We start from the raw sequence: 17,389 nt of genomic DNA, 5'->3' as shown, positions 1-17,389 counted from the left end.
CCATGAAACCCGCCATTGTTGCCTTGGGCCTGCTGGGCGCCCTGCTCGCCAGCGCTCCCGCCATGGCCGCCACCATCTATGTCGCCAACGAGCGCGCCGGCAGTCTTACCGTCATTGACGAGGCGACGAATACGACCCACACCCTCGCCCTGGATGTTCTGCCGCACAACGTGGATCTGACCTCCGACGGCAAAACCCTGCTGATTGCCGGCATGCCTGCCGGCCATGCCCAAGGCGGCCACGACGGCCACGCCGATCAAGGCGGACTGCTGCAACTGCTTGACGCCAACCAGACCGCCGGGCCGGCAAGGCTCATAGCAGTTGGTGGCCATCCGGCGCATGTGGTGCCCAACCTTACGGGCAAACTGGCCTTCGTCACCGACGCGGACAGTCACACGGTGGCCGTCGTCGACCTGCGTACTGCGAAGGTCCAGGACCGGGTCGAGGTCGGCCGCTATCCCCACGGCCAGCGCCTGTCGCCGGATGGCCGCACCCTGGCGGTGGCCAACCGCGACAGCAACGATGTCAGCCTGATCGACGTGGCCAGCCGCACCCAGATGGCCCGCATCGCCGTGGGCCGCCAACCGGTGCAGGTGGCCTTCACGCCCGACGGCCAGCGGCTGTTCGTCTCCCTCAGCGGCGAGAACGCCGTGGCTGCGGTAGACCTGCAGAGCCAGAGGCACAGCGCCACCTACCCGGTCGGCCCCGGCCCTATCCAGCTGGCCGTTTCGCCCGACGGCACGAAGCTGGTGGTAGCCAACCAGGGCAACCGGAAAATGCCGGGGCATAGCCTGTCCATCCTGGAAACCGCCACTGGCCGCCTCATCGCCACCACCGAGGTCGGCAAGGGGGCCCACGGGGTGTCCATCGTCGGCAACGGCTCGCGCGCCTATGTCAGCAACGCCTTCGAGGACAGCGTTTCGGTCGTCGATCTCGAAAGCTACCAGGAGCTGGCCAGGCACCCGACCGGGGCAGGCCCCAACGGCATCGTGGCGCGCTGACCAGTCCGCGCGCCAAGCTGACAAAACCGTAATCTCCACTTCAGTTTCCCGACAGCATGCGGCGGTTATGCTAGCCAAGCTAGGCCAAGGTATTGCGGCGAACTTGCAAGGCGGCGACGAGAGCGAGTGGGGGCGAGTATCCGCTGCGAGTCCTGAATCGCTACCGATCGACAGGCCTTGGCGTATTCTTCGCGCCGTACTGCAGAAGTCTTGACCTTGCCACGATGGTAAGGTCGAAGATGGATTCAAGGCCGCCAGCAGCGGCCATTCGCGAGGAGAATCACCATGAGCAGCATCGAACTGAACGTCCAGGACATGACCTGCGGTTCCTGCGTAAAGCACGTCACCCAGGCGCTGAGCCCGCTGGCCGGTGTCGAGGCGGTGGAGGTCGACCTGCAGGCCGGCCGCGTGCGCGTCAGCGGCAACCCCGACAGCGCCGCGCTGATCGCCGCGCTGGATGACGCCGGCTACCCGGCGCAACTGGCCAGTCCGGCCGCCGCACCGGCTGCCCCGAAAACCGGTGGCTGCGGCTGCCACTGATCCTCTTTTGACCAGGAGTCATTGATGAACAACCGAGTGCGCATCGCGGCCCTCGCCGCCCTGCTGATGAGCGGCGCCGCCCAGGCCGCCGACGCCCTGTCCATCGACGTCCACCGCGACGCCAACTGCGGCTGCTGCAAGAGCTGGATCAAGCATCTGGAAGCCAATGGCTTCACCGTGCACGACCACGTCGAGCCGGACATGAGCGCGGTCAAGCAACGCCTCGGCGTGGCGCCGCGCCTGGCCTCGTGCCACACGGCGGTGATCGACGGCAAGTTCGTCGAAGGCCACGTGCCGGCGGCGCAGATCCTCGAACTGCGCCAGCGCCCGGATCTGCTCGGCCTCGCCGTTCCCGGCATGCCGGCCGGCTCGCCGGGCATGGAGTATGGCGACGCCAGGGACGCCTATCAGGTGATCGGCCTGACCAAGAACGGCAAGGACGTGGTGGTGGCGGACTATCCTGCCAAGTGATCCCGCCGCCTGAGCGGGGCCGGCGGCGAGCGACCATCGACCGCGCTCAGGGAAATCCTGAAAAAGCCACTTCCCGTCTCTCCCGCGAAAGCGGGAGTCCAGGCGCTACGGGCCTTCTGGATTCCCTCCTGCGCCGGAATGACGGCTTCTGCAGAGCTTCCTTGACGCAGCAATGCTCAGAGCAGCACGGGGGTGTCCGGCAACTCGTTGTCGCGCCCCGCGCCGGCCGGGAAGTGCAGCGCGAGCAGGCGGGTCAGCGCACGGATACCTTCAAGCGCGCCCGCCTCGTAGCGACCGTGGTGGAAGGCCTCCTCCATGTCGTGGCAGATATCCTGCCACTCCCGCGTGCCGACTCGGGCATGGATGCCGCGGTCGGCGACTATCTCCACATCGCGCTCCGCCAGCAGCAGGTAGACCAGCACGCCATTGTTGTGCTCGGTGTCCCACACCCCCAGCAGCGAGAACACCTCGAGCGCCCGCTCGCGCGGCGACTGGCCGCGCAGCAGCGCCGCCACCGGCAGCGCGCCCTCCACGGCGAAGCGGATCTGTCCGCCATGCAGGCGCTCGCTGGCGGCGATCTCCGCGCGGATCGCCCGCAACGTGTGCGGCGCGAAGGCCCGACGCAGCCGCCAGGGCGTCATCGACAGGTTGCGGAACAAGCGCCCGCCGTTGCACCTCACCATCGCCCCGAAGCGCCTCCGCCGCCGAAACCGCCGCCCCCACCGCCAAAGCCCCCACCGAAGCCACCGCCCGAGCGGCCGCCACTGTGCCAGCCACCTCCCCGCCCAATGCCGCCACCGAACAGGGTGAACACGAAGGCCACCACACCCGCGCCCAGGGCAGCCCAGAACACCCCGATGAGCAGCCAGGACACCAGCGTCACGCCAGCAGCGGCGAGCAGCGCCGCCGGCAGGCGACCGAGGAGCGAGCGCAGGATGCCACCCAGCATCAGGACCAGCATCACCACCAGTGGCATGAGTTGCGAAAACTCGCCCGCTACATCGCCCGCCGCGCGCTCGGGAGCGGGCAGCGGCTCGCCGCCGATCACGGCAATCATGCGGTCGATGCCGGCATCGATGCCGGCATGGAAATCGCCCTGCCGGAAGCGCGGCACGATGATCTCGCTAATGATGCGCTTGGCCGTGGCATCGTTCAGCGCCCCTTCCAGGCCGTAGCCCACCTCAATGCGCAACGTGCGATCGTCCTTGGCCACGATCAGCAGCGCGCCGTCGTCGACGTTCTTGCGCCCCAACTTCCATTGCTCGACCACCCGCAGGGCGTACTGCTCGATCGGCTCGTCGCCGGTGGTCGGGACGATCAGCACCGCCAGCTGGCTGCCCTTGTCCGCCTCGAACCGTTGCAGCTTCCCTTCCAGCGCCGCGACCTGGCCGGCCGTGAGCGTTGCGGTCTGGTCGATGACCCGCGCGGTCAGCGGCGGCACCGCCACTGGCTCGGCCGTAGCCGCTAGACAGACCAGCAACAGCGCCAGCAGCCCGGCTCGCGCGGCAGCGACGCGGCTCATCAGTAGCCCGGCTGCGGCTTGCTGCCCTGCGGCTGGACCGGCGGGCTGGTGAAATCGACCTGCGGCGGAGTGGCAATGGCGCGCTCGTTCTCGACGCTGAAGTTGGGCTTGACCTTGAAGCCGAACACCATCGCCGTCAGGTTGGAGGGGAAGCTGCGCACCGTGACGTTGTAGTCCTGCACCGCCTTGATGTAGCGGTTGCGCGCCACGGTGATGCGATTCTCGGTGCCCTCCAGCTGCGCCTGCAGGTCGCGGAAGCCGGCGTCGGCCTTGAGCTGCGGGTAGTTCTCCGCCACCACCAGTAGCCGCGACAGCGCGCCGCTCAACTGCGCCTGGGCCGCCTGGAACTGGGCAAAGGCCGCGGGATCGTTGACCAGCTCCGGGGTGACCTGGATGCCGCCGACGCGCGAGCGGGCTTCGGTAACCTGCGTCAGCACTTCCCGCTCGTGGGCGGCATAGCCCTTGACCGTGCTGACCAGATTGGGCACCAGGTCGGCGCGGCGCTGGTACTGGTTCAGCACCTCGGACCAGCTCGCCTTGGTCTGCTCGTCGCTGGACTGCAGGTTGTTGTAGCCGCACCCGGAGAGGCCGAGGGCCATCACGACGAGCAGCAGGCGCCACAGTGTGTGCATTTGCGTTCTCCTCAAATGAGCCGGTGCCGCTTGCAGGTATAGCAGGCGGCCGGACACTGGGAGCCAGCGTGTCGACAACGGGTGGAAATAGACCTATCTCCCCCGGCGAGGTGAGCACATAGACGGGCTAACCGTCATGGCGCGGTATCCGTTGGACAAGGAGCGTCGCTGACGGCGCTCCTCTATGAGGGGATGTTGCGAAGAAACAACGGAATTTCAGGTACGACTCAGCACCCGAAACTACTTTTTCCGGGGATCATCCTTGGGATCGAGGTAATGGGTCCCCCATGGACCGGTTCCATGGACCTGGAGGATCGCGCCTTCCTGCCGGGTTTCGGCGTACATCGGCATTCCGGAAGGAATCATCACCACGTCACCGGGCATGTACGCCTTTGCCTTCGCGGAGTCGAACTTGTCTCCGGTGGCAAAGTAGAAAGCCCCGGACATCACCGTCACACGCTCGAATCCCGGATGCGTGTGGACGCCGATCTTGAACCCCGGCGGAAGCTTGAGGCGGAACGTAATCGGTACCGCCTGTTTCAGATCGCCTTCGATTACCGCGATCTGCGCGCCCGGCCCGATCGTTGGGGCATCGGCCCATTTGAGTTCGGACGCCACTGCTGAGATGAAACCGGGCGACATGGTTGGCGACTCCGCCCGGACCAGGGGTGCAGCGACCAATCCCGCCGCCAACGTTACCGCGACCGCCACACTGTTGACGATGTTCATTTTTGCTACCTCTCGCTCGCATGGAACTGAGGTGGTTTGGGGGCCACTGAATCATGCGTCCAGCCGTGCACCGGCACCGATACGGCCCGCCACGGACAAAACTGACCGGTGAACTGAAAGCGTAGCTTTTGCCAACTCCCTCAGCAATGTGAGTACGGCCTGGCCAGCACTTCCCGCCCGTGGCCCGCACCGCATGCCGGCAAACCTGACAAAACCGTAATCTTCACCTCAGCTTCCCGACAGCTCGCGGCAGCTATGGTGATAGCCATGGTTAAAGCGTGCTGCCTGCGGGCGGGCGAACATCAGGGCAGCTTCGCGGAGCTGTCTGTGACTGACGGGATATGACAGGCATGCAAGCTGCTACTTCGCGACGAACCTTCATCAAGGGCCTGGCCGCCGGCGGCATGCTCGCCGGCCTCGGTTTGTGGCGCCAGCCGGTGTGGGCACTGGCCAGCCCTGGCCAGCCGACCGTGCTAGCCGGCAGCCAGTTCGATCTGAGCATCGACGAGCTGGCGGTCAACTTCACCGGTAAGGCGCGCACAGCGATTGCGATCAACGGCAGCCTGCCAGCGCCGCTGCTGCGCTGGCGCGAGGGCGATACCGTGACCCTGCGGGTGCGCAACCGCCTGAAGGAAGACACCTCGATCCACTGGCACGGAATCCTGCTGCCGGCCAACATGGACGGCGTGCCCGGCTTCAGCTTCGCCGGCATCGCCCCGGACGGCATGTACGAATACCGGTTCAAGGTGAAGCAGAGCGGCACCTACTGGTACCACAGCCATTCCGGCTTCCAGGAGCAGCTCGGCGTCTACGGCCCGCTGGTGATCGACCCGCTGGAGCCGGAGCCGTTCCAGTACGAACGCGACTACGTGGTGATGCTCTCCGACTGGACCGACGAGAACCCGGCCAAGGTGCTCGCCAAGCTGAAGAAGCAGGCCGACTACTACAACCAGCACCGCCGCACCGTCGGCGACTTCATCCGCGATGTCGGCGACCATGGCTGGAGCGAGACCGTCGCCGAGCGCTGGGCCTGGGCGAAGATGAACATGACGCCCACCGACCTCGCCGATGTGACCGGCGCCACCTACACCTACCTGCTCAACGGCCAGGCACCGGATGGCAACTGGACCGGCCTGTTCCAGCCCGGCGAGCGCATCCGTCTGCGCCTGATCAACGCCTCGGCGATGAGCTACTTCGACTTCCGCATCCCCGGCCTCAAACTCACCGTGGTCGCCGCCGACGGCCAGAACGTCGAGCCGGTGACGGTCGACGAACTGCGCCTGGCTGTGGCGGAAACCTACGACGTGATCGTCACCCCCGATGGCAGTCAGCCGGCCTACACCCTGTTCGCCCAGTCCATGGACCGCAGCGGCTACGCCCGCGGCACCCTGGCCGTGCGCGAGGGTTTGAGCGCGCCGGTACCAGAGCCCGATCCGCGTCCCGAGCTGAGCATGGCCGACATGGGCCATGGCGATCATGGCGCGCACGGCGGTGCCGACGCACACGCCAGCCATGGCGGCGCCGCTGCGGCGGCCGGTGCCATGGATCATTCCGCGATGAACCACGCCAGCATGAACCACGGCGCCGCGGCGCAGGGCGGGATGAGCCCAGCGCCCATGACTGGGATGGATCACGGGCAGATGGCGGGCATGGACCACGGCAGCATGGCCGGCATGGACCACGGCACGACCGCCGCCGCGGCCATCGCCATGCAGAGCCACCCGGCCAGCGAGGCCGGCAATCCGCTGATCGACATGCAGACCATGATGCCGACCGCCAAGCTGGACGATCCCGGTCTCGGCCTGCGCGACAACGGCCGCCGCGTGCTGACCTACGCCGACCTGCGCAGCCGCTTCGCCGACCCGGACGGCCGCGAGCCGACGCGCACCATCGAGCTGCATCTGACCGGCCACATGGAGCGCTACGCCTGGTCGATCGACGGCGTGGCGTTCGCCGACGCCGCGCCGCTGCGCTTCAAGTACGGGGAACGTCTGCGCCTGGTACTGGTCAATGACACGATGATGCACCACCCCATCCATTTGCATGGGATGTGGAGCGATCTTGAAGACGAGCACGGCAACTTCAAGATTCGCAAGCATACACTCGACATCCCACCCGGTACCCGGCGCAGCTACCGCGTCACAGCCGACGCTCTGGGGCGCTGGGCCTACCACTGCCACCTGATGTACCACATGGACCTCGGCATGTTCCGCGAGGTCATCGTCGACGAATGAGGAAAGACCCCATGACCATCCAGCTCAAGCGCAACGCCCTGATCGCCAGCACCCTCGCCCTCGGCTTGTTCGCCACCCTGCAGCTGCCGCAGGCACTGGCCAAGGACAAGGGCGACAATCGCGCCGAGCCGAGAATGCAGCATGGCGACATGATGAATCACGGCCAGCGGGGCGACGATCAGCGCTCGGCGAGCGGTACCTTCCACAACAACACGGATCACGACCGGGCCATGCAGCAGATGCACCGCAACCAGGGCCAGGTGGACCACGGCAACATGGGCGACGGCCGGATGAACCACGGCAGCACCCCGCCGGCCAAGGGAAAAGGAAAAGGCCACAGCAATGACGACCGCTACTAAGCACTTCTGCGCCCTGGCCCTGAGCCTGGGCATGGTCGCCGCCGCCCAGGCGGCGGCGCCGGAGGATCACTCGAGCCATGCCGGGCACCGGGAGGCCGCTCAGGCCCCCGAGCCCACTCCGGCCGACGAGCACAGCGCGCACCACCCTCAACCCGCGGCAAGCGCGCCGGCTGCGGCTGCGGCGAGCCAGGACATGCCGATGATGGACCACGGCCAGATGGATCATGGCCAGATGGACCACGGCAGCATGAGTCACGAGCAGATGATGCAGATGCATCAGCAGCACATGGACATGCAGGCCCAGCCCCAGGCAATCCCAGAAGCGGACCATCAGGCCCATCACCCGGCCGCCTCCTACCAAGGCGCGCCGGTGCCGCCCATTACCGACGCCGACCGCGCCGCCGCCTTCCCCGATCTGCCGCCGCATGCGATGCACCAGGGCGGGATCAACTACCTGTTCCTTGCCGACCGTCTGGAATGGCAGGACGCCGACGAGGGCAGTGCGCTGGCCTGGGACTTCAGTGGCTGGGTCGGCGGCAACATCGATCGTCTGGCCTTCCGCTCTGAAGGCGAACGCCTCGACGGCCACACCGAGGAAGCCGAGCTGCAGCTGCTGTGGAGCCACGCCATCGGCCCCTGGTGGGAGACCGTGGCCGGCGTGCGCCAGGACTTCAAGCCCGGCTCGCCGCAGACCTGGGCCGCCTTCGGCGTGCAGGGCATGCCGTTGTACGGACTGGAGACCGAGGCCACCGCCTTCCTCGGCGAAGGTGGGCAGAGCGCCGCGCGCCTGAATGCCGAGTACGACATCCTGCTGACCAACCGGCTGATTCTGCAGCCGGTCGCCGAAGCCAACCTGTACGGGCGCAATGACGACGAGCGCGGCGTCGGCTCGGGCTTCAGCGACGCCCAGCTGGGCCTGCGCCTGCGCTACGAGATCCGCCGCGAATTCGCGCCCTACATCGGGGTGAACTGGACACACGCCTACGGCAATACTGCCGACCTGCTGCGCGAGGACGGCGAAGACGTCAGCGAAGCCCGCCTGGTCGCCGGTATCCGCCTCTGGTTCTGAGACCGCCCCCATGAAAAGAACGATAAAAACCCTGACCCTGGCCAGCCTTGCGGCCACTGTGGTCGGTGCCGGCGTCATCTGGTCGGGCCTGATCAACGTGGGCGCCGATGACCCCCACTTGGACAGCGTGCATGCCCTGCTGCGCGCCACCCGCGAGCGCTCGATCGCCGTGCGCGCCGCCGACATCCCGGTGCCCGATCTCAGCGATCCCGAACTGATCCGCCGCGGCGCCGGCAACTACCACTCCATGTGCATCGGCTGCCACCTGGCGCCTGGCATGGCCGACACCGAGCTGAGCCGCAACCTCTACCCGGCGCCACCGAAGCTGGCGCAACTCGGCATCAATGGCAGCCCGGCCACAGCCTTCTGGATCATCAAGCACGGCATCAAGGCCACCGGCATGCCGGCGTGGGGCAAGAGCATGGGCGACCAGCACATCTGGGGCATGGTCGCCTTCCTGCAGCAGCTGCCGAACCTGGACGCCGCGCAGTACCGCGCGCTGGTGGCAAGCAGCGACGGCCACTCCCACGGTGGCGGGGAAACGCAGATGCACGACCACAGCCGCCAGCACGGCCACCCCGGAGCGGCGCCAAGCCCACAGCCACCGGCGGCGTCCCACCACGGCGATGACCACGACCAGGAAGTCGCCACCGCACCGGCAGCCCCGGAGCAGAAGATCCACCTGCATGCCGATGGCAAGGAGCATGTGCACCACTGACGGGGCCAACCCTGCCCCACGCCCGTCGGTGGAGCAAAGCTGCTAGACTGTCGCGGTTTTTTTCCAGCCCGTGAGTACCATTGCCGTGGAACTGTTCAAGGAATTCACCTTCGAAGCCGCCCATCTCCTGCCCCATGTACCACAGGGCCACAAGTGCGGGCGTCTGCATGGTCATTCGTTCCGCGTGGCGATCTACATCGAGGGCGAAGTCGATCCCTATACCGGCTGGATTCGCGACTTCAGCGAGATCAAGGCGATCTTCAAGCCGATCTACGACCACCTGGATCACTACTACCTGAACGACATTCCCGGCCTGGAAAACCCCACCAGCGAGAACCTGTCGAAATGGATCTGGCAGCAGCTCAAGCCGCTGCTGCCGGAACTGTCGCGGGTGCGCGTGCACGAGACCTGCACCAGCGGCTGCGAATACCGCGGCGACTGATTTCCCTCCGCGAGCCGGACGCCCGGTCCGGCTCGCTTCAGCGCCAACGTCCACACCCGTGGATCAACTCAGGCGCATCCAGTACTTGGCCCCCTTGTAGCCGACGATCACACCGTCGCGGGTAATGTGCAGCACCCGCAATTCGCCATTGATCTCGTCGCCCTCGCGCAGAGTGCGGCCGCCGCTCTTGACGAAGCGCAGCTTTGGATCGCTGGCGTAGATGTGCACGTTGAATGGCATATCGCGCAACTGTTGCTGGACCTGCGCCGGCAACTGCTTCCAGTGCTCGACTTCACCGTACTCGGCGACCTGCGGCCCCAGCGAAGGCGGTGTCTGGGGCATCGACACCACCGGCACAAAGGGCTGCGACTTGGCGGTGCCCGCGGCAACCGGCGGGCGCTCCATCGGCAGTTCAAGCTTCTGCACTATCGGCGCTGGCCCCGTCGGGGCGGCAACGGGCACTGGCGGCGGCACGGTCTTCGGCTCGTCGACATTGACGCGCACGCCGGCCAGTTGCTGCAACGCTGCCAGCCCCGGCCCCTCCGCTTCGGCGACAGGCACCTCAGGTGCCGGCTGAGTGGGGGGCAGTGCAGCGGCAGGCGCAGTAACCGGTGCAGCAGAAGTCTTGCCGTCGGCCCCTCCTGCAACCACCGGCGGCAGCATCGCTGAATCGCTGGGCGCCGGGACAAGCCAGCGCTGCCAGCCCAGCACAGCCAGCAGCGCCAGTAGAAGCAGCACCGTCGCCAGCGCAACCAGCCGCCAGATCCGCTCGCTGCGGCTCGCCCCGTGGTGGGTCGCAGCCATCTGGCTGGCCAGGTCAGGCACCGCGCCGCGGCTGCGACTGTCCTGGGAATTCTTGAGGGCATCGAGGATGTAGGACATCGGCTTACTCCCGAGCCGTACTGCTCAGCAGCGGAATGCCCGACTCGGTCAGGGCGCTCAGCTGGATGATGGTCTGCGGGCCGACTACGCCATCGGCCTGCAGGCTGTTCTGGTGCTGGAAGGCCAGAACCTGCAGCTGCAGCGGTTCGTCATAGCGCTGGCGGGTGGCGGCGGGCATCGGCTTGCCCTGCAGGCGCGCCAGGTTGTTCTCCAGCCAGGGCACCAGCGGCCCCCGCTCCTCCGGTCGCAACGGCGCGTTGTAGCCCGGGGGCATGCGCCAGAGCAGCAGTCGCGCCCCGCTCATCCAGGTGCGCAGCTCGCTCAGAGCCACCCAGCGCTGCTCGCCTGCGATCTCCACATGAGCCAGCTCCTTGCTGCGATCGATGCCGATCAGCGCAGCCTGGAAGCCTTGGCCGCGGGCATTGAACAGGTCGAGCACCGCCGGCAGGTTGTATTGCAGCAGTTCGTTAACCCCTCCCGGCTGCGACAGGCAGGACAGGTTGTGTGCACGGGCGAAACTGCACAACTGCGGCGCAGCCTGAGGATCGTAGCTGAGCCCCCAGCTGCGAAACAGTGCGCGATAGGCCAGCACCGCAGTGGCGCCCAGGTCGGTGCCTTCCGGCCATTGCCAGTCGCCGGGCGAGGACACCCGCGGGGCAGCGCTGACCTGCGGCTGCGCGGCGATATCGACCGGCAGCGGCTCGGGATCGATGGGCTCTACCACCCCCTCCGGCGTCACCGTCTCGGCAGGCTGCTGGGGGGCCGGCGCAGGAACGGCTGCCGCCGAAGGTTCGGCACTCGGCGCTTCCTTGCTCTGCACAGCCTCGGCCACCGGCGGTTTGGCCTCTGCCGCCGGAATCAGGGTGTTGGTCGGTGTTGGCGCAGAGGCCAGCATGGCCTGCAACCGTGGCCACCAGCCGTCACCGGCCGCCCCCGGCAGCCACCAACCCAATGCCAGTAGCAGCACGGCCGCGGTCGGCCAGGTCATCCAGCGGCGCAGCCAACCCTTTACTCCGCCTGAAGTCTCGCTCCCCCGACCCAGCACTTCAGCGGCCGCACGGCGCAGTACGCCGCTGTCCACCTGGCGGCGACGCTCGACGTAAGCGCCGAGCAAGGCGCGGTCGCAGATGATGTTGACCATACGCGGTACACCGTGGGTCAGACGGTGCAGCGTGCGCAAAGCTCCGGGAGTGAACAACGGCGCCTCGCAGCCACTGACGGCCAGGCGATGGCTGACGTATTCGCGCAACTCCGACGGGTTCAGCGCGTGCAGGTGATAACGGGCGGTGATGCGCTGATTGAGCTGGCGTAGCTGCTGTCTGGACAATTGCTCCAACAACTCGGGCTGACCGATCAGAATTATTTGCAATAACTTTTCGCTGCTGGTTTCCAGATTGGTCAGCAGACGAATCTGCTCCAGCGCATCCAGACTGAGATTCTGCGCCTCATCGATGATCAGCACGGTATTGACGCCCCGCGCATGACTCTCGAGCAGGTGGCCATTCAAAGCGTCTATATAGCCTTTTATTCGGTTTTCGCTGCGATCATAGCGAATCTTCAATTCATCGCAGATCGCCTCCAGCAACTCGCTGATACTGTATTTGGGGTTGAGGATGAAAGCGATTTCCGCCGAATCGGGAATCTGCTCCAGCAGACAACGGCAAACCGTTGTTTTTCCAGTCCCTATTTCCCCAGTCAAAAGGACAAAGCCACCGTTGCAATTGATCCCGTACAGCAGGCTGGCGAGCGCTTCACGGTGCTCGGCGCTCAGGTAGAGGTAGCGGGGATCGGGCGCGATGGTGAATGGCAGTTCGGACAGACCAAAGTATTTTTTGTACATAGTCATCAAACCTCGCAACCTCTGATGACTATAGAAGCCCAGGCAGCGGTTTCCAGCGCCGTACATCCTGCTGCGGATGTAATGGCCGGTTGCCACTCCTTTCGTCGGACGAACAGATTTTTTTGTGACTCTGCCCTAAATTTTTACAAAGGCGCAGTACCGGTATGGAGAAGCAGTAAAACCCCGCCTTCAGGTTTTCCACAATGGCCTCTGTCACCCCCCCGATCCCAGAAGTCACACGCCGCGCATTGTTGCTCGACCTCAGCCAAGACGAGACTGTCCACGACACGCTGCAATTGAGCGACTGGGCTTTCGACCGCGCGACCTCGGTCGAAAATGCCCAGTCCATGTTGAAGCTTCACCCCTACCGGGTAGGCATCGCCCTGCTGACCGGCAACATGGAGGAACGCCACGAGCGCATCGAGACGCTGCTCGGTGCCAATGAACACCTCGCCTGGGTCGCCTTCGTACGCCCCAGCGACCTGGAGTGCCAGGACTTCCGCCAGCTGATCTACGAGCACTTCTACGACTACTTCTCGCTGCCGCTGGGCGACAACCATATCCACCTGCGTTACGCACTCGGCCATCTGGACGGCATGTCGCGGCTGCGCGATCTGGAACACGCCACGCTGATGCCGGTCGAGGAATTCCAGATGGTCGGCGGCAGCAAGCACTTCCTCGCCATCTTCGAGCAGATCCGTCGAGTGGCCGGGGTCGATGCGCCCGTACTGATCCGCGGCGAGACCGGGGTTGGCAAGGAGCTGATAGCCCGCGCCATCCACCAGCGCTCTCAGCACAGCGAGGGCCCCTTCGTCGCGGTGAACTGCGGCGCCCTGCCGGAAACCCTGATCCACGCCGAACTGTTCGGCTACGAGAAGGGCTCCTTCACCGGCGCCTACAAGCGCAAGATCGGCCGCATCGAGGCGGCGCAGAACGGCACCATCTTCCTCGACGAGATCGGCGACCTGCCGCATCAGATGCAGGTGTACCTGCTGCGCTTCCTCGAACAGAGGACCATCGAGCGGCTCGGCGGCAACCAGAGCATTACCGTCAATGCCCGGGTCATCGCCGCCACCCACGTCAACCTCGAACAGGCGGTGGCCGAAGGGCGCTTCCGCGAGGACCTGTATTACCGGCTGAACGTTCTCAGCATCGACGTGCCACGTCTGGCCGACCGCGGCACCGACATCGAACTGCTGGCCCGCTACTTCCTGCACAAGTTCGGCAAGGAATACGGCAGCAGCAGCCGTGGCTTCACCCGCCAGGCGGTGGCCGCCATGCTGCATTACAGCTGGCCGGGCAATGTTCGCGAACTGATCAACTGCATTCGCCGTGCCCTGGTGATGAGCGAGAACCGCATGATCACCCCCAAGGACCTCGGTCTGACCGAAGCCGACGCCCTGGACGCCCCGATGCCGCTGGAGGAGGCACGAGCCCATGCCGAAGCACTGGCAGTGCGCAGTTGCCTCAGTCACAGCATGAACAACGTCTCCAACGCCGCCAAACTGCTGGGGGTATCGCGGGTGACGCTGTACCGCATGATGGACAAATACGGCATCCGTTGAGGTTTCTGTAAGGCAGATGGAACATTCGGCCCTCCGCTGCGCTGGAGGGCCGGACAAAACCCCTTGGCTTTCAGGCATATAGTTAATTGGCTTGGTATTTGCTGCCTCTTCATACGTACTGGAGAAGCAGTCATGCTCGAGCCCGCCCCAGACCCAGACCTGTATAGCGTCATGTCGCCCCCCGACAGGGGGACGCCCTCCAACCCCGAGCCGGAATCCGGCCCGACCGCTTTTCCCTTGTTCAGCGAAGCGCCCTTCCTTGTCTGGTGCCACCAGCACCGCAAATCCCGTCGTCTGGGGCACATCCACTCGACCTGCCAGCCCCCCATCCGGCTGTGGGACGAAACCGACGATCCCAACCACAAGTCTTGACCGCCGACCGGCGTCACGTCCTTCCCTTTGTCGGATTGCGATGAGCGGTCCACTTTGCCTCCAGCCGACCGTTCGTCAGTGACGCAAACTCACTAACCAACTGATTTTATTCAATTAATTTTAAAACAACCCGATTTATCGGACCCAGCAAGCGGCCAAGTCCGGCAAAGTCGTCTTTTCCTGTGCCACGCCTGATATAGACCCGGCGCCCTTCCCCCCTACCCGCTCAAACCCCTCCAGATACGAGGCCTGCGGCCGCGCCTGGCATCGCCGCCGGTCGCTTGACATCAAATCGCCTTCACCCTGCTCCGCTTGGCACAACCGCCCTAGCCCGCGCCTTCCAGCCATTAAAGTCGGCGCAACCACGATTCGCTCCCGCGCTTATGACTGAACTGTATAAAAAACAGACAGTCACCGTGCTAAGTTCTCGCCCCCGTTACAGGGCGTTCAGAAACTGAACAGTCCCTTTCGGTCATGAAACAGGATCATCACTGCCGCTGTATCCGTCGGCAGATTAAGGAAAACTCCGCAGGCTGGCCGCTCCACCGTGCGACAGCACCATCTGCGGGCATTCGCAGCAGCCGGCGACCGATATCGCCGACCTGCCGTAACGCCAAAAGCTCCTCTCCCACTCCCACGGCCAACTCACCGGGCGGGCATACGTACGTCCGGCTGCCGTGGAGGGGGGCTCAGCTTTACCCCTTGCGAGGACTTCATGCTTCATTACGTCGCGTCGGCCCTGCGCCGCACGCCCCTGGCCCTGCGCCTGCTGTTTGCCGGCCTGTGCCTCCTGCCGGCCCACCAAGCCGTCGCCGCCGAGATACCCGAGCGTCAGCAGGCCGCAGCCCTGACCGAACAACTGCTGCAACTGCAAAAACGCCTGGACCACGCCGCCAGCGCCGAACGCCCGCAACTGCTGCAGCAACTCCAGCAGCAGGCCGCCCGCCGGCAGAGTCTGCTCGCCGAACTGGCCGAGCGCGACCCGGCCGCCGCCTTGCGTGCCAGCCTGCCCGAGCGCGTGCAGAACAGTCTGGCCCGCGAGGTGCTGGCCCAAGTGGAGCGCCCGCTGCAGGTGGAAGGCACTCTGGAGGTGAACTACGAGGACTATGCCGACGGCGGCCACCGCCTGCGCCATTTCCTTAACACCCCCTTCGGCGAGCGCTTTGAACTGAACTTCGCCAAGGACGCACCCCGCCATGGCAACGGCCAGCAGGTGCGTCTGGATGGCGTGCTGTTCGACCAGCCGACGACCGACCACAACGGCGTGGTCGCCCTGGAGGATGGCGACAGCAGTCTGGTGTGGCTGGACAACGCAGGCACCAGCACCACCCTGGATGCCAGCGTGACCCCGGACGTGCAATACAGCCTGGGCGAGCAGAAGACGCTGATGCTCCTGGTCAACTTCAGCGACAACACCGCCCAGCCCTGGACCCCGACCCAGGCCAAGGGCATGTTCGATAATCTGGATGCCTATATCCGCGAAAACTCGGCTGGGCGCACCTGGCTCACCGGCAGCGTCGCCGGCTGGTACACCATTGCCCTGAGCAGCACCGTCTGCGACTCCTACAGCCTGAAGCTGCAGGCCCAGACTGCCGCTGCACAGAGCGGCCATACCCTGAGCGACTACGACCGCCTGATCTACGTATTTCCGAAGAACGCCTGCGGCTATGTCGGCTCCGGCTCGGTGGGCGGCAAGCCGACCGACACCTATATCAACAACCAGTTCGACCTGCACAATCTGGCCCACGAGTTTGGCCACAACCTCGGCCTCGACCATGCCCGCGCTCTCGAGTGCGGCACCAGCAGCCTGGGCAGCAGCTGCTCGAGCGTCGTCTATGGCGATACCCTCGATGTGCTCGGCAAGAACAACGGCAGCGAAGGCCACTACAACCCCTTCAACAAGGAGCGCCTGGGCTGGCTGAAGAACAGCGAGATCGTCAACGTCAGCAGTTCCGGACGTTTCGACCTGCTGCCCTACGCCGACCTGGCCGGCAGCGGCGCGCGCGTACTCAAGGTGAGCAAACCCGATGACCCGACCAATTGGTACTACGTGGGCTTCCACCAGCCGGTCGGCTTCGAAGCCCAGTTGCTCGACGGCAGTACGGTTAACGTCGCCAACGTCACCAATGGCGTGGTCGTGCACCGTGGCGGCAGCAACACCTACAGCGAGCTGATGGACATGACGCCGAACTCCGCCAGCACCTCAACGAGCGACTGGCAGGATCCGGCCCTGGAGCAGGGGCACGCGTTCAGCGACAGCGGTGCCGGCGTCACCCTGTCCACCACCTGGGTGGATGCGCAGAAGGCCCAGGTCGACGTGCAGTTCAGCGGCAGCGCCAGTTGCGTGCAGAACGCTCCGAGCGTGCAGGTCGGCGCGCCGGTCACCCAGTGGGGCAGCGCCGGACAGACCCTCACCTATCAGGTGCAACTGACCAACAACGACAGCGGTGCCTGTACCGGTCGCAGCTTCAACCTGCAGGCCAGCCAGCCAAGCGGCTGGAGCAACCGGTTCGCCAGCGCCAGCCTGAGCCTGGCCCCTGGCCAGACTACCAGCACCAGCCTCTCGGTAACCTCCGCCGGCAATGCCGCCGCTGCGTACTACGACATCAGCGTCAACACCAGCCAGGCCCCGGCCAGCAGCGCCACCCTGACCTATGTGGTCGAGGCCAGTACCGCCAACAGCGCCCCGCTGGCAGTGGATGACCAGGTCAGCCTGGCGAGCATCGCCCCGGCGACCATCGCCGTACTGGCCAACGACAGCGACCCGGAAGGCGCCAGTCTGAGCATCGCGACCTTCACCCAGGGCAGCAAGGGCACGGTCAAGCTGAACAGCGACGGCACCCTGACCTACTCTCCGGCCAAAGGCTTCAAGAGCACCGACCAGTTCAGCTACACGATCAGCGACGGACAGAATACCGCCAGCGCCACCGTCTACCTGAGCCTGCAGAGCACGGGTAGCGCCAGCACGGGCGGCAAGGGCAATCGCTGAGTCAACCCGTTCCGGCAGTACGAT

The 17,389-nt window shown here is 65.5% G+C and carries 16 protein-coding genes; 10 read left to right on the top strand and 6 right to left on the bottom strand.

What is annotated here, in order from left to right; genetic code table 11:
• Positions 1-2 precede the first annotated feature (2 nt).
• The 3 genes from KRX52_RS02270 to KRX52_RS02260 all read left to right on the top strand — a co-directional run bounded on the left by KRX52_RS02270 (position 3) and on the right by KRX52_RS02260 (position 2,012).
• Positions 3-1,001 carry a YncE family protein gene (locus KRX52_RS02270; RefSeq protein ID WP_217679532.1) on the top strand — a complete coding sequence of 333 codons (999 nt, stop codon included), beginning with the start codon at positions 3-5 and terminating at the stop codon, positions 999-1,001.
• 285 nt (positions 1,002-1,286) lie between these two features.
• The gene (locus KRX52_RS02265; RefSeq protein WP_217679531.1) at positions 1,287-1,541 is read left to right on the top strand and encodes a heavy-metal-associated domain-containing protein; all 255 of its coding nucleotides are present in this window, start codon (positions 1,287-1,289) and stop codon (positions 1,539-1,541) included.
• 24 nt (positions 1,542-1,565) lie between these two features.
• The gene (locus tag KRX52_RS02260; RefSeq protein WP_217679530.1) at positions 1,566-2,012 is read left to right on the top strand and encodes a DUF411 domain-containing protein; all 447 of its coding nucleotides are present in this window, start codon (positions 1,566-1,568) and stop codon (positions 2,010-2,012) included.
• A gap of 176 nt (positions 2,013-2,188) precedes the next feature.
• Here KRX52_RS02260 and KRX52_RS02255 read toward each other — a convergent pair whose 3' ends face one another.
• The 4 genes from KRX52_RS02255 to KRX52_RS02240 form a co-directional block, all read right to left on the bottom strand.
• Positions 2,189-2,695 carry a TPM domain-containing protein gene (locus KRX52_RS02255; RefSeq protein ID WP_217679529.1) on the bottom strand — a complete coding sequence of 169 codons (507 nt, stop codon included), beginning with the start codon at positions 2,693-2,695 and terminating at the stop codon, positions 2,189-2,191.
• Positions 2,689-3,534 (bottom strand): TPM domain-containing protein, encoded by an 846-nt coding sequence (locus KRX52_RS02250; protein WP_217679528.1) that lies wholly within the window; start codon positions 3,532-3,534, stop codon positions 2,689-2,691. Before KRX52_RS02250 ends, KRX52_RS02255 begins: the two co-directional genes overlap by 7 nt.
• Positions 3,534-4,166 carry a LemA family protein gene (locus KRX52_RS02245; RefSeq protein WP_217679527.1) on the bottom strand — a complete coding sequence of 211 codons (633 nt, stop codon included), beginning with the start codon at positions 4,164-4,166 and terminating at the stop codon, positions 3,534-3,536. The genes KRX52_RS02250 and KRX52_RS02245 overlap by 1 nt, the downstream gene beginning before the upstream one ends.
• A gap of 240 nt (positions 4,167-4,406) precedes the next feature.
• Positions 4,407-4,895, bottom strand: coding sequence for a cupin domain-containing protein (locus KRX52_RS02240; RefSeq protein ID WP_217679526.1), 489 nt, complete (start codon positions 4,893-4,895; stop codon positions 4,407-4,409).
• 350 nt (positions 4,896-5,245) lie between these two features.
• Here KRX52_RS02240 and KRX52_RS02235 point away from each other — a divergent pair, with 350 nt between their 5' ends.
• The 5 genes from KRX52_RS02235 to queD all read left to right on the top strand — a co-directional run bounded on the left by KRX52_RS02235 (position 5,246) and on the right by queD (position 9,717).
• Positions 5,246-7,129: a copper resistance system multicopper oxidase gene (locus KRX52_RS02235; RefSeq protein ID WP_217679525.1), complete on the top strand. Its 1,884-nt coding sequence runs from the start codon at positions 5,246-5,248 to the stop codon at positions 7,127-7,129.
• 11 nt (positions 7,130-7,140) lie between these two features.
• Positions 7,141-7,488, top strand: coding sequence for a hypothetical protein (locus KRX52_RS02230; protein WP_217679524.1), 348 nt, complete (start codon positions 7,141-7,143; stop codon positions 7,486-7,488).
• Positions 7,472-8,557 (top strand): copper resistance protein B, encoded by a 1,086-nt coding sequence (locus KRX52_RS02225; RefSeq protein WP_437439681.1) that lies wholly within the window; start codon positions 7,472-7,474, stop codon positions 8,555-8,557. The genes KRX52_RS02230 and KRX52_RS02225 overlap by 17 nt, the downstream gene beginning before the upstream one ends.
• 10 nt (positions 8,558-8,567) lie before the next feature.
• The gene (locus KRX52_RS02220; RefSeq protein WP_217679523.1) at positions 8,568-9,275 is read left to right on the top strand and encodes a c-type cytochrome; all 708 of its coding nucleotides are present in this window, start codon (positions 8,568-8,570) and stop codon (positions 9,273-9,275) included.
• 85 nt (positions 9,276-9,360) lie between these two features.
• Entirely contained in the window at positions 9,361-9,717 is a 357-nt protein-coding gene (gene queD / locus KRX52_RS02215) for a 6-carboxytetrahydropterin synthase QueD (RefSeq protein WP_217679659.1), read from the top strand.
• A gap of 63 nt (positions 9,718-9,780) precedes the next feature.
• Here queD and KRX52_RS02210 read toward each other — a convergent pair whose 3' ends face one another.
• Positions 9,781-10,599, bottom strand: a complete 819-nt coding sequence (locus KRX52_RS02210) for a general secretion pathway protein GspB (protein ID WP_217679522.1) — start codon at positions 10,597-10,599, stop codon at positions 9,781-9,783.
• A gap of 4 nt (positions 10,600-10,603) precedes the next feature.
• The gene (locus KRX52_RS02205; RefSeq protein ID WP_217679521.1) at positions 10,604-12,445 is read right to left on the bottom strand and encodes an ExeA family protein; all 1,842 of its coding nucleotides are present in this window, start codon (positions 12,443-12,445) and stop codon (positions 10,604-10,606) included.
• A 197-nt stretch (positions 12,446-12,642) separates the two neighbouring features.
• On the opposite strand from KRX52_RS02205, the gene KRX52_RS02200 reads away from it, so the two are divergent.
• Positions 12,643-14,004: a sigma-54 dependent transcriptional regulator gene (locus KRX52_RS02200; protein ID WP_254797336.1), complete on the top strand. Its 1,362-nt coding sequence runs from the start codon at positions 12,643-12,645 to the stop codon at positions 14,002-14,004.
• A gap of 1,087 nt (positions 14,005-15,091) precedes the next feature.
• Positions 15,092-17,365, top strand: a complete 2,274-nt coding sequence (locus KRX52_RS02195) for an Ig-like domain-containing protein (RefSeq protein WP_217679519.1) — start codon at positions 15,092-15,094, stop codon at positions 17,363-17,365.
• Positions 17,366-17,389: the final 24 nt, after the last annotated feature.

The sequence above is a fragment of the Geopseudomonas aromaticivorans genome (assembly GCF_019097855.1).
In the GTDB taxonomy this organism is placed as follows: Bacteria; Pseudomonadota; Gammaproteobacteria; order Pseudomonadales; family Pseudomonadaceae; genus Geopseudomonas; species Geopseudomonas aromaticivorans.
Note: the sequence above shows the minus strand (reverse complement) of the source record. Positions and strands in the feature narration are given on the sequence as shown.

Bases quoted from the DNA above. Each gene is read 5' to 3' on its own strand.
- KRX52_RS02210 (WP_217679522.1), bottom strand. From the start codon at position 10,599: ATGTCCTACATCCTCGATGCCCTCAAGAATTCCCAGGACAGTCGCAGC.
- KRX52_RS02225 (WP_437439681.1), top strand. From the start codon at position 7,472: ATGACGACCGCTACTAAGCACTTCTGCGCCCTGGCCCTGAGCCTGGGC.
- KRX52_RS02220 (WP_217679523.1), top strand. From the start codon at position 8,568: ATGAAAAGAACGATAAAAACCCTGACCCTGGCCAGCCTTGCGGCCACT.
- KRX52_RS02245 (WP_217679527.1), bottom strand. From the start codon at position 4,166: ATGCACACACTGTGGCGCCTGCTGCTCGTCGTGATGGCCCTCGGCCTC.
- KRX52_RS02240 (WP_217679526.1), bottom strand. From the start codon at position 4,895: ATGAACATCGTCAACAGTGTGGCGGTCGCGGTAACGTTGGCGGCGGGA.
- KRX52_RS02195 (WP_217679519.1), top strand. From the start codon at position 15,092: ATGCTTCATTACGTCGCGTCGGCCCTGCGCCGCACGCCCCTGGCCCTG.
- KRX52_RS02260 (WP_217679530.1), top strand. From the start codon at position 1,566: ATGAACAACCGAGTGCGCATCGCGGCCCTCGCCGCCCTGCTGATGAGC.
- KRX52_RS02230 (WP_217679524.1), top strand. From the start codon at position 7,141: ATGACCATCCAGCTCAAGCGCAACGCCCTGATCGCCAGCACCCTCGCC.
- KRX52_RS02200 (WP_254797336.1), top strand. From the start codon at position 12,643: ATGGCCTCTGTCACCCCCCCGATCCCAGAAGTCACACGCCGCGCATTG.
- KRX52_RS02250 (WP_217679528.1), bottom strand. From the start codon at position 3,534: ATGAGCCGCGTCGCTGCCGCGCGAGCCGGGCTGCTGGCGCTGTTGCTG.
- KRX52_RS02205 (WP_217679521.1), bottom strand. From the start codon at position 12,445: ATGACTATGTACAAAAAATACTTTGGTCTGTCCGAACTGCCATTCACC.
- KRX52_RS02235 (WP_217679525.1), top strand. From the start codon at position 5,246: ATGCAAGCTGCTACTTCGCGACGAACCTTCATCAAGGGCCTGGCCGCC.
- KRX52_RS02265 (WP_217679531.1), top strand. From the start codon at position 1,287: ATGAGCAGCATCGAACTGAACGTCCAGGACATGACCTGCGGTTCCTGC.
- KRX52_RS02255 (WP_217679529.1), bottom strand. From the start codon at position 2,695: ATGGTGAGGTGCAACGGCGGGCGCTTGTTCCGCAACCTGTCGATGACG.
- KRX52_RS02270 (WP_217679532.1), top strand. From the start codon at position 3: ATGAAACCCGCCATTGTTGCCTTGGGCCTGCTGGGCGCCCTGCTCGCC.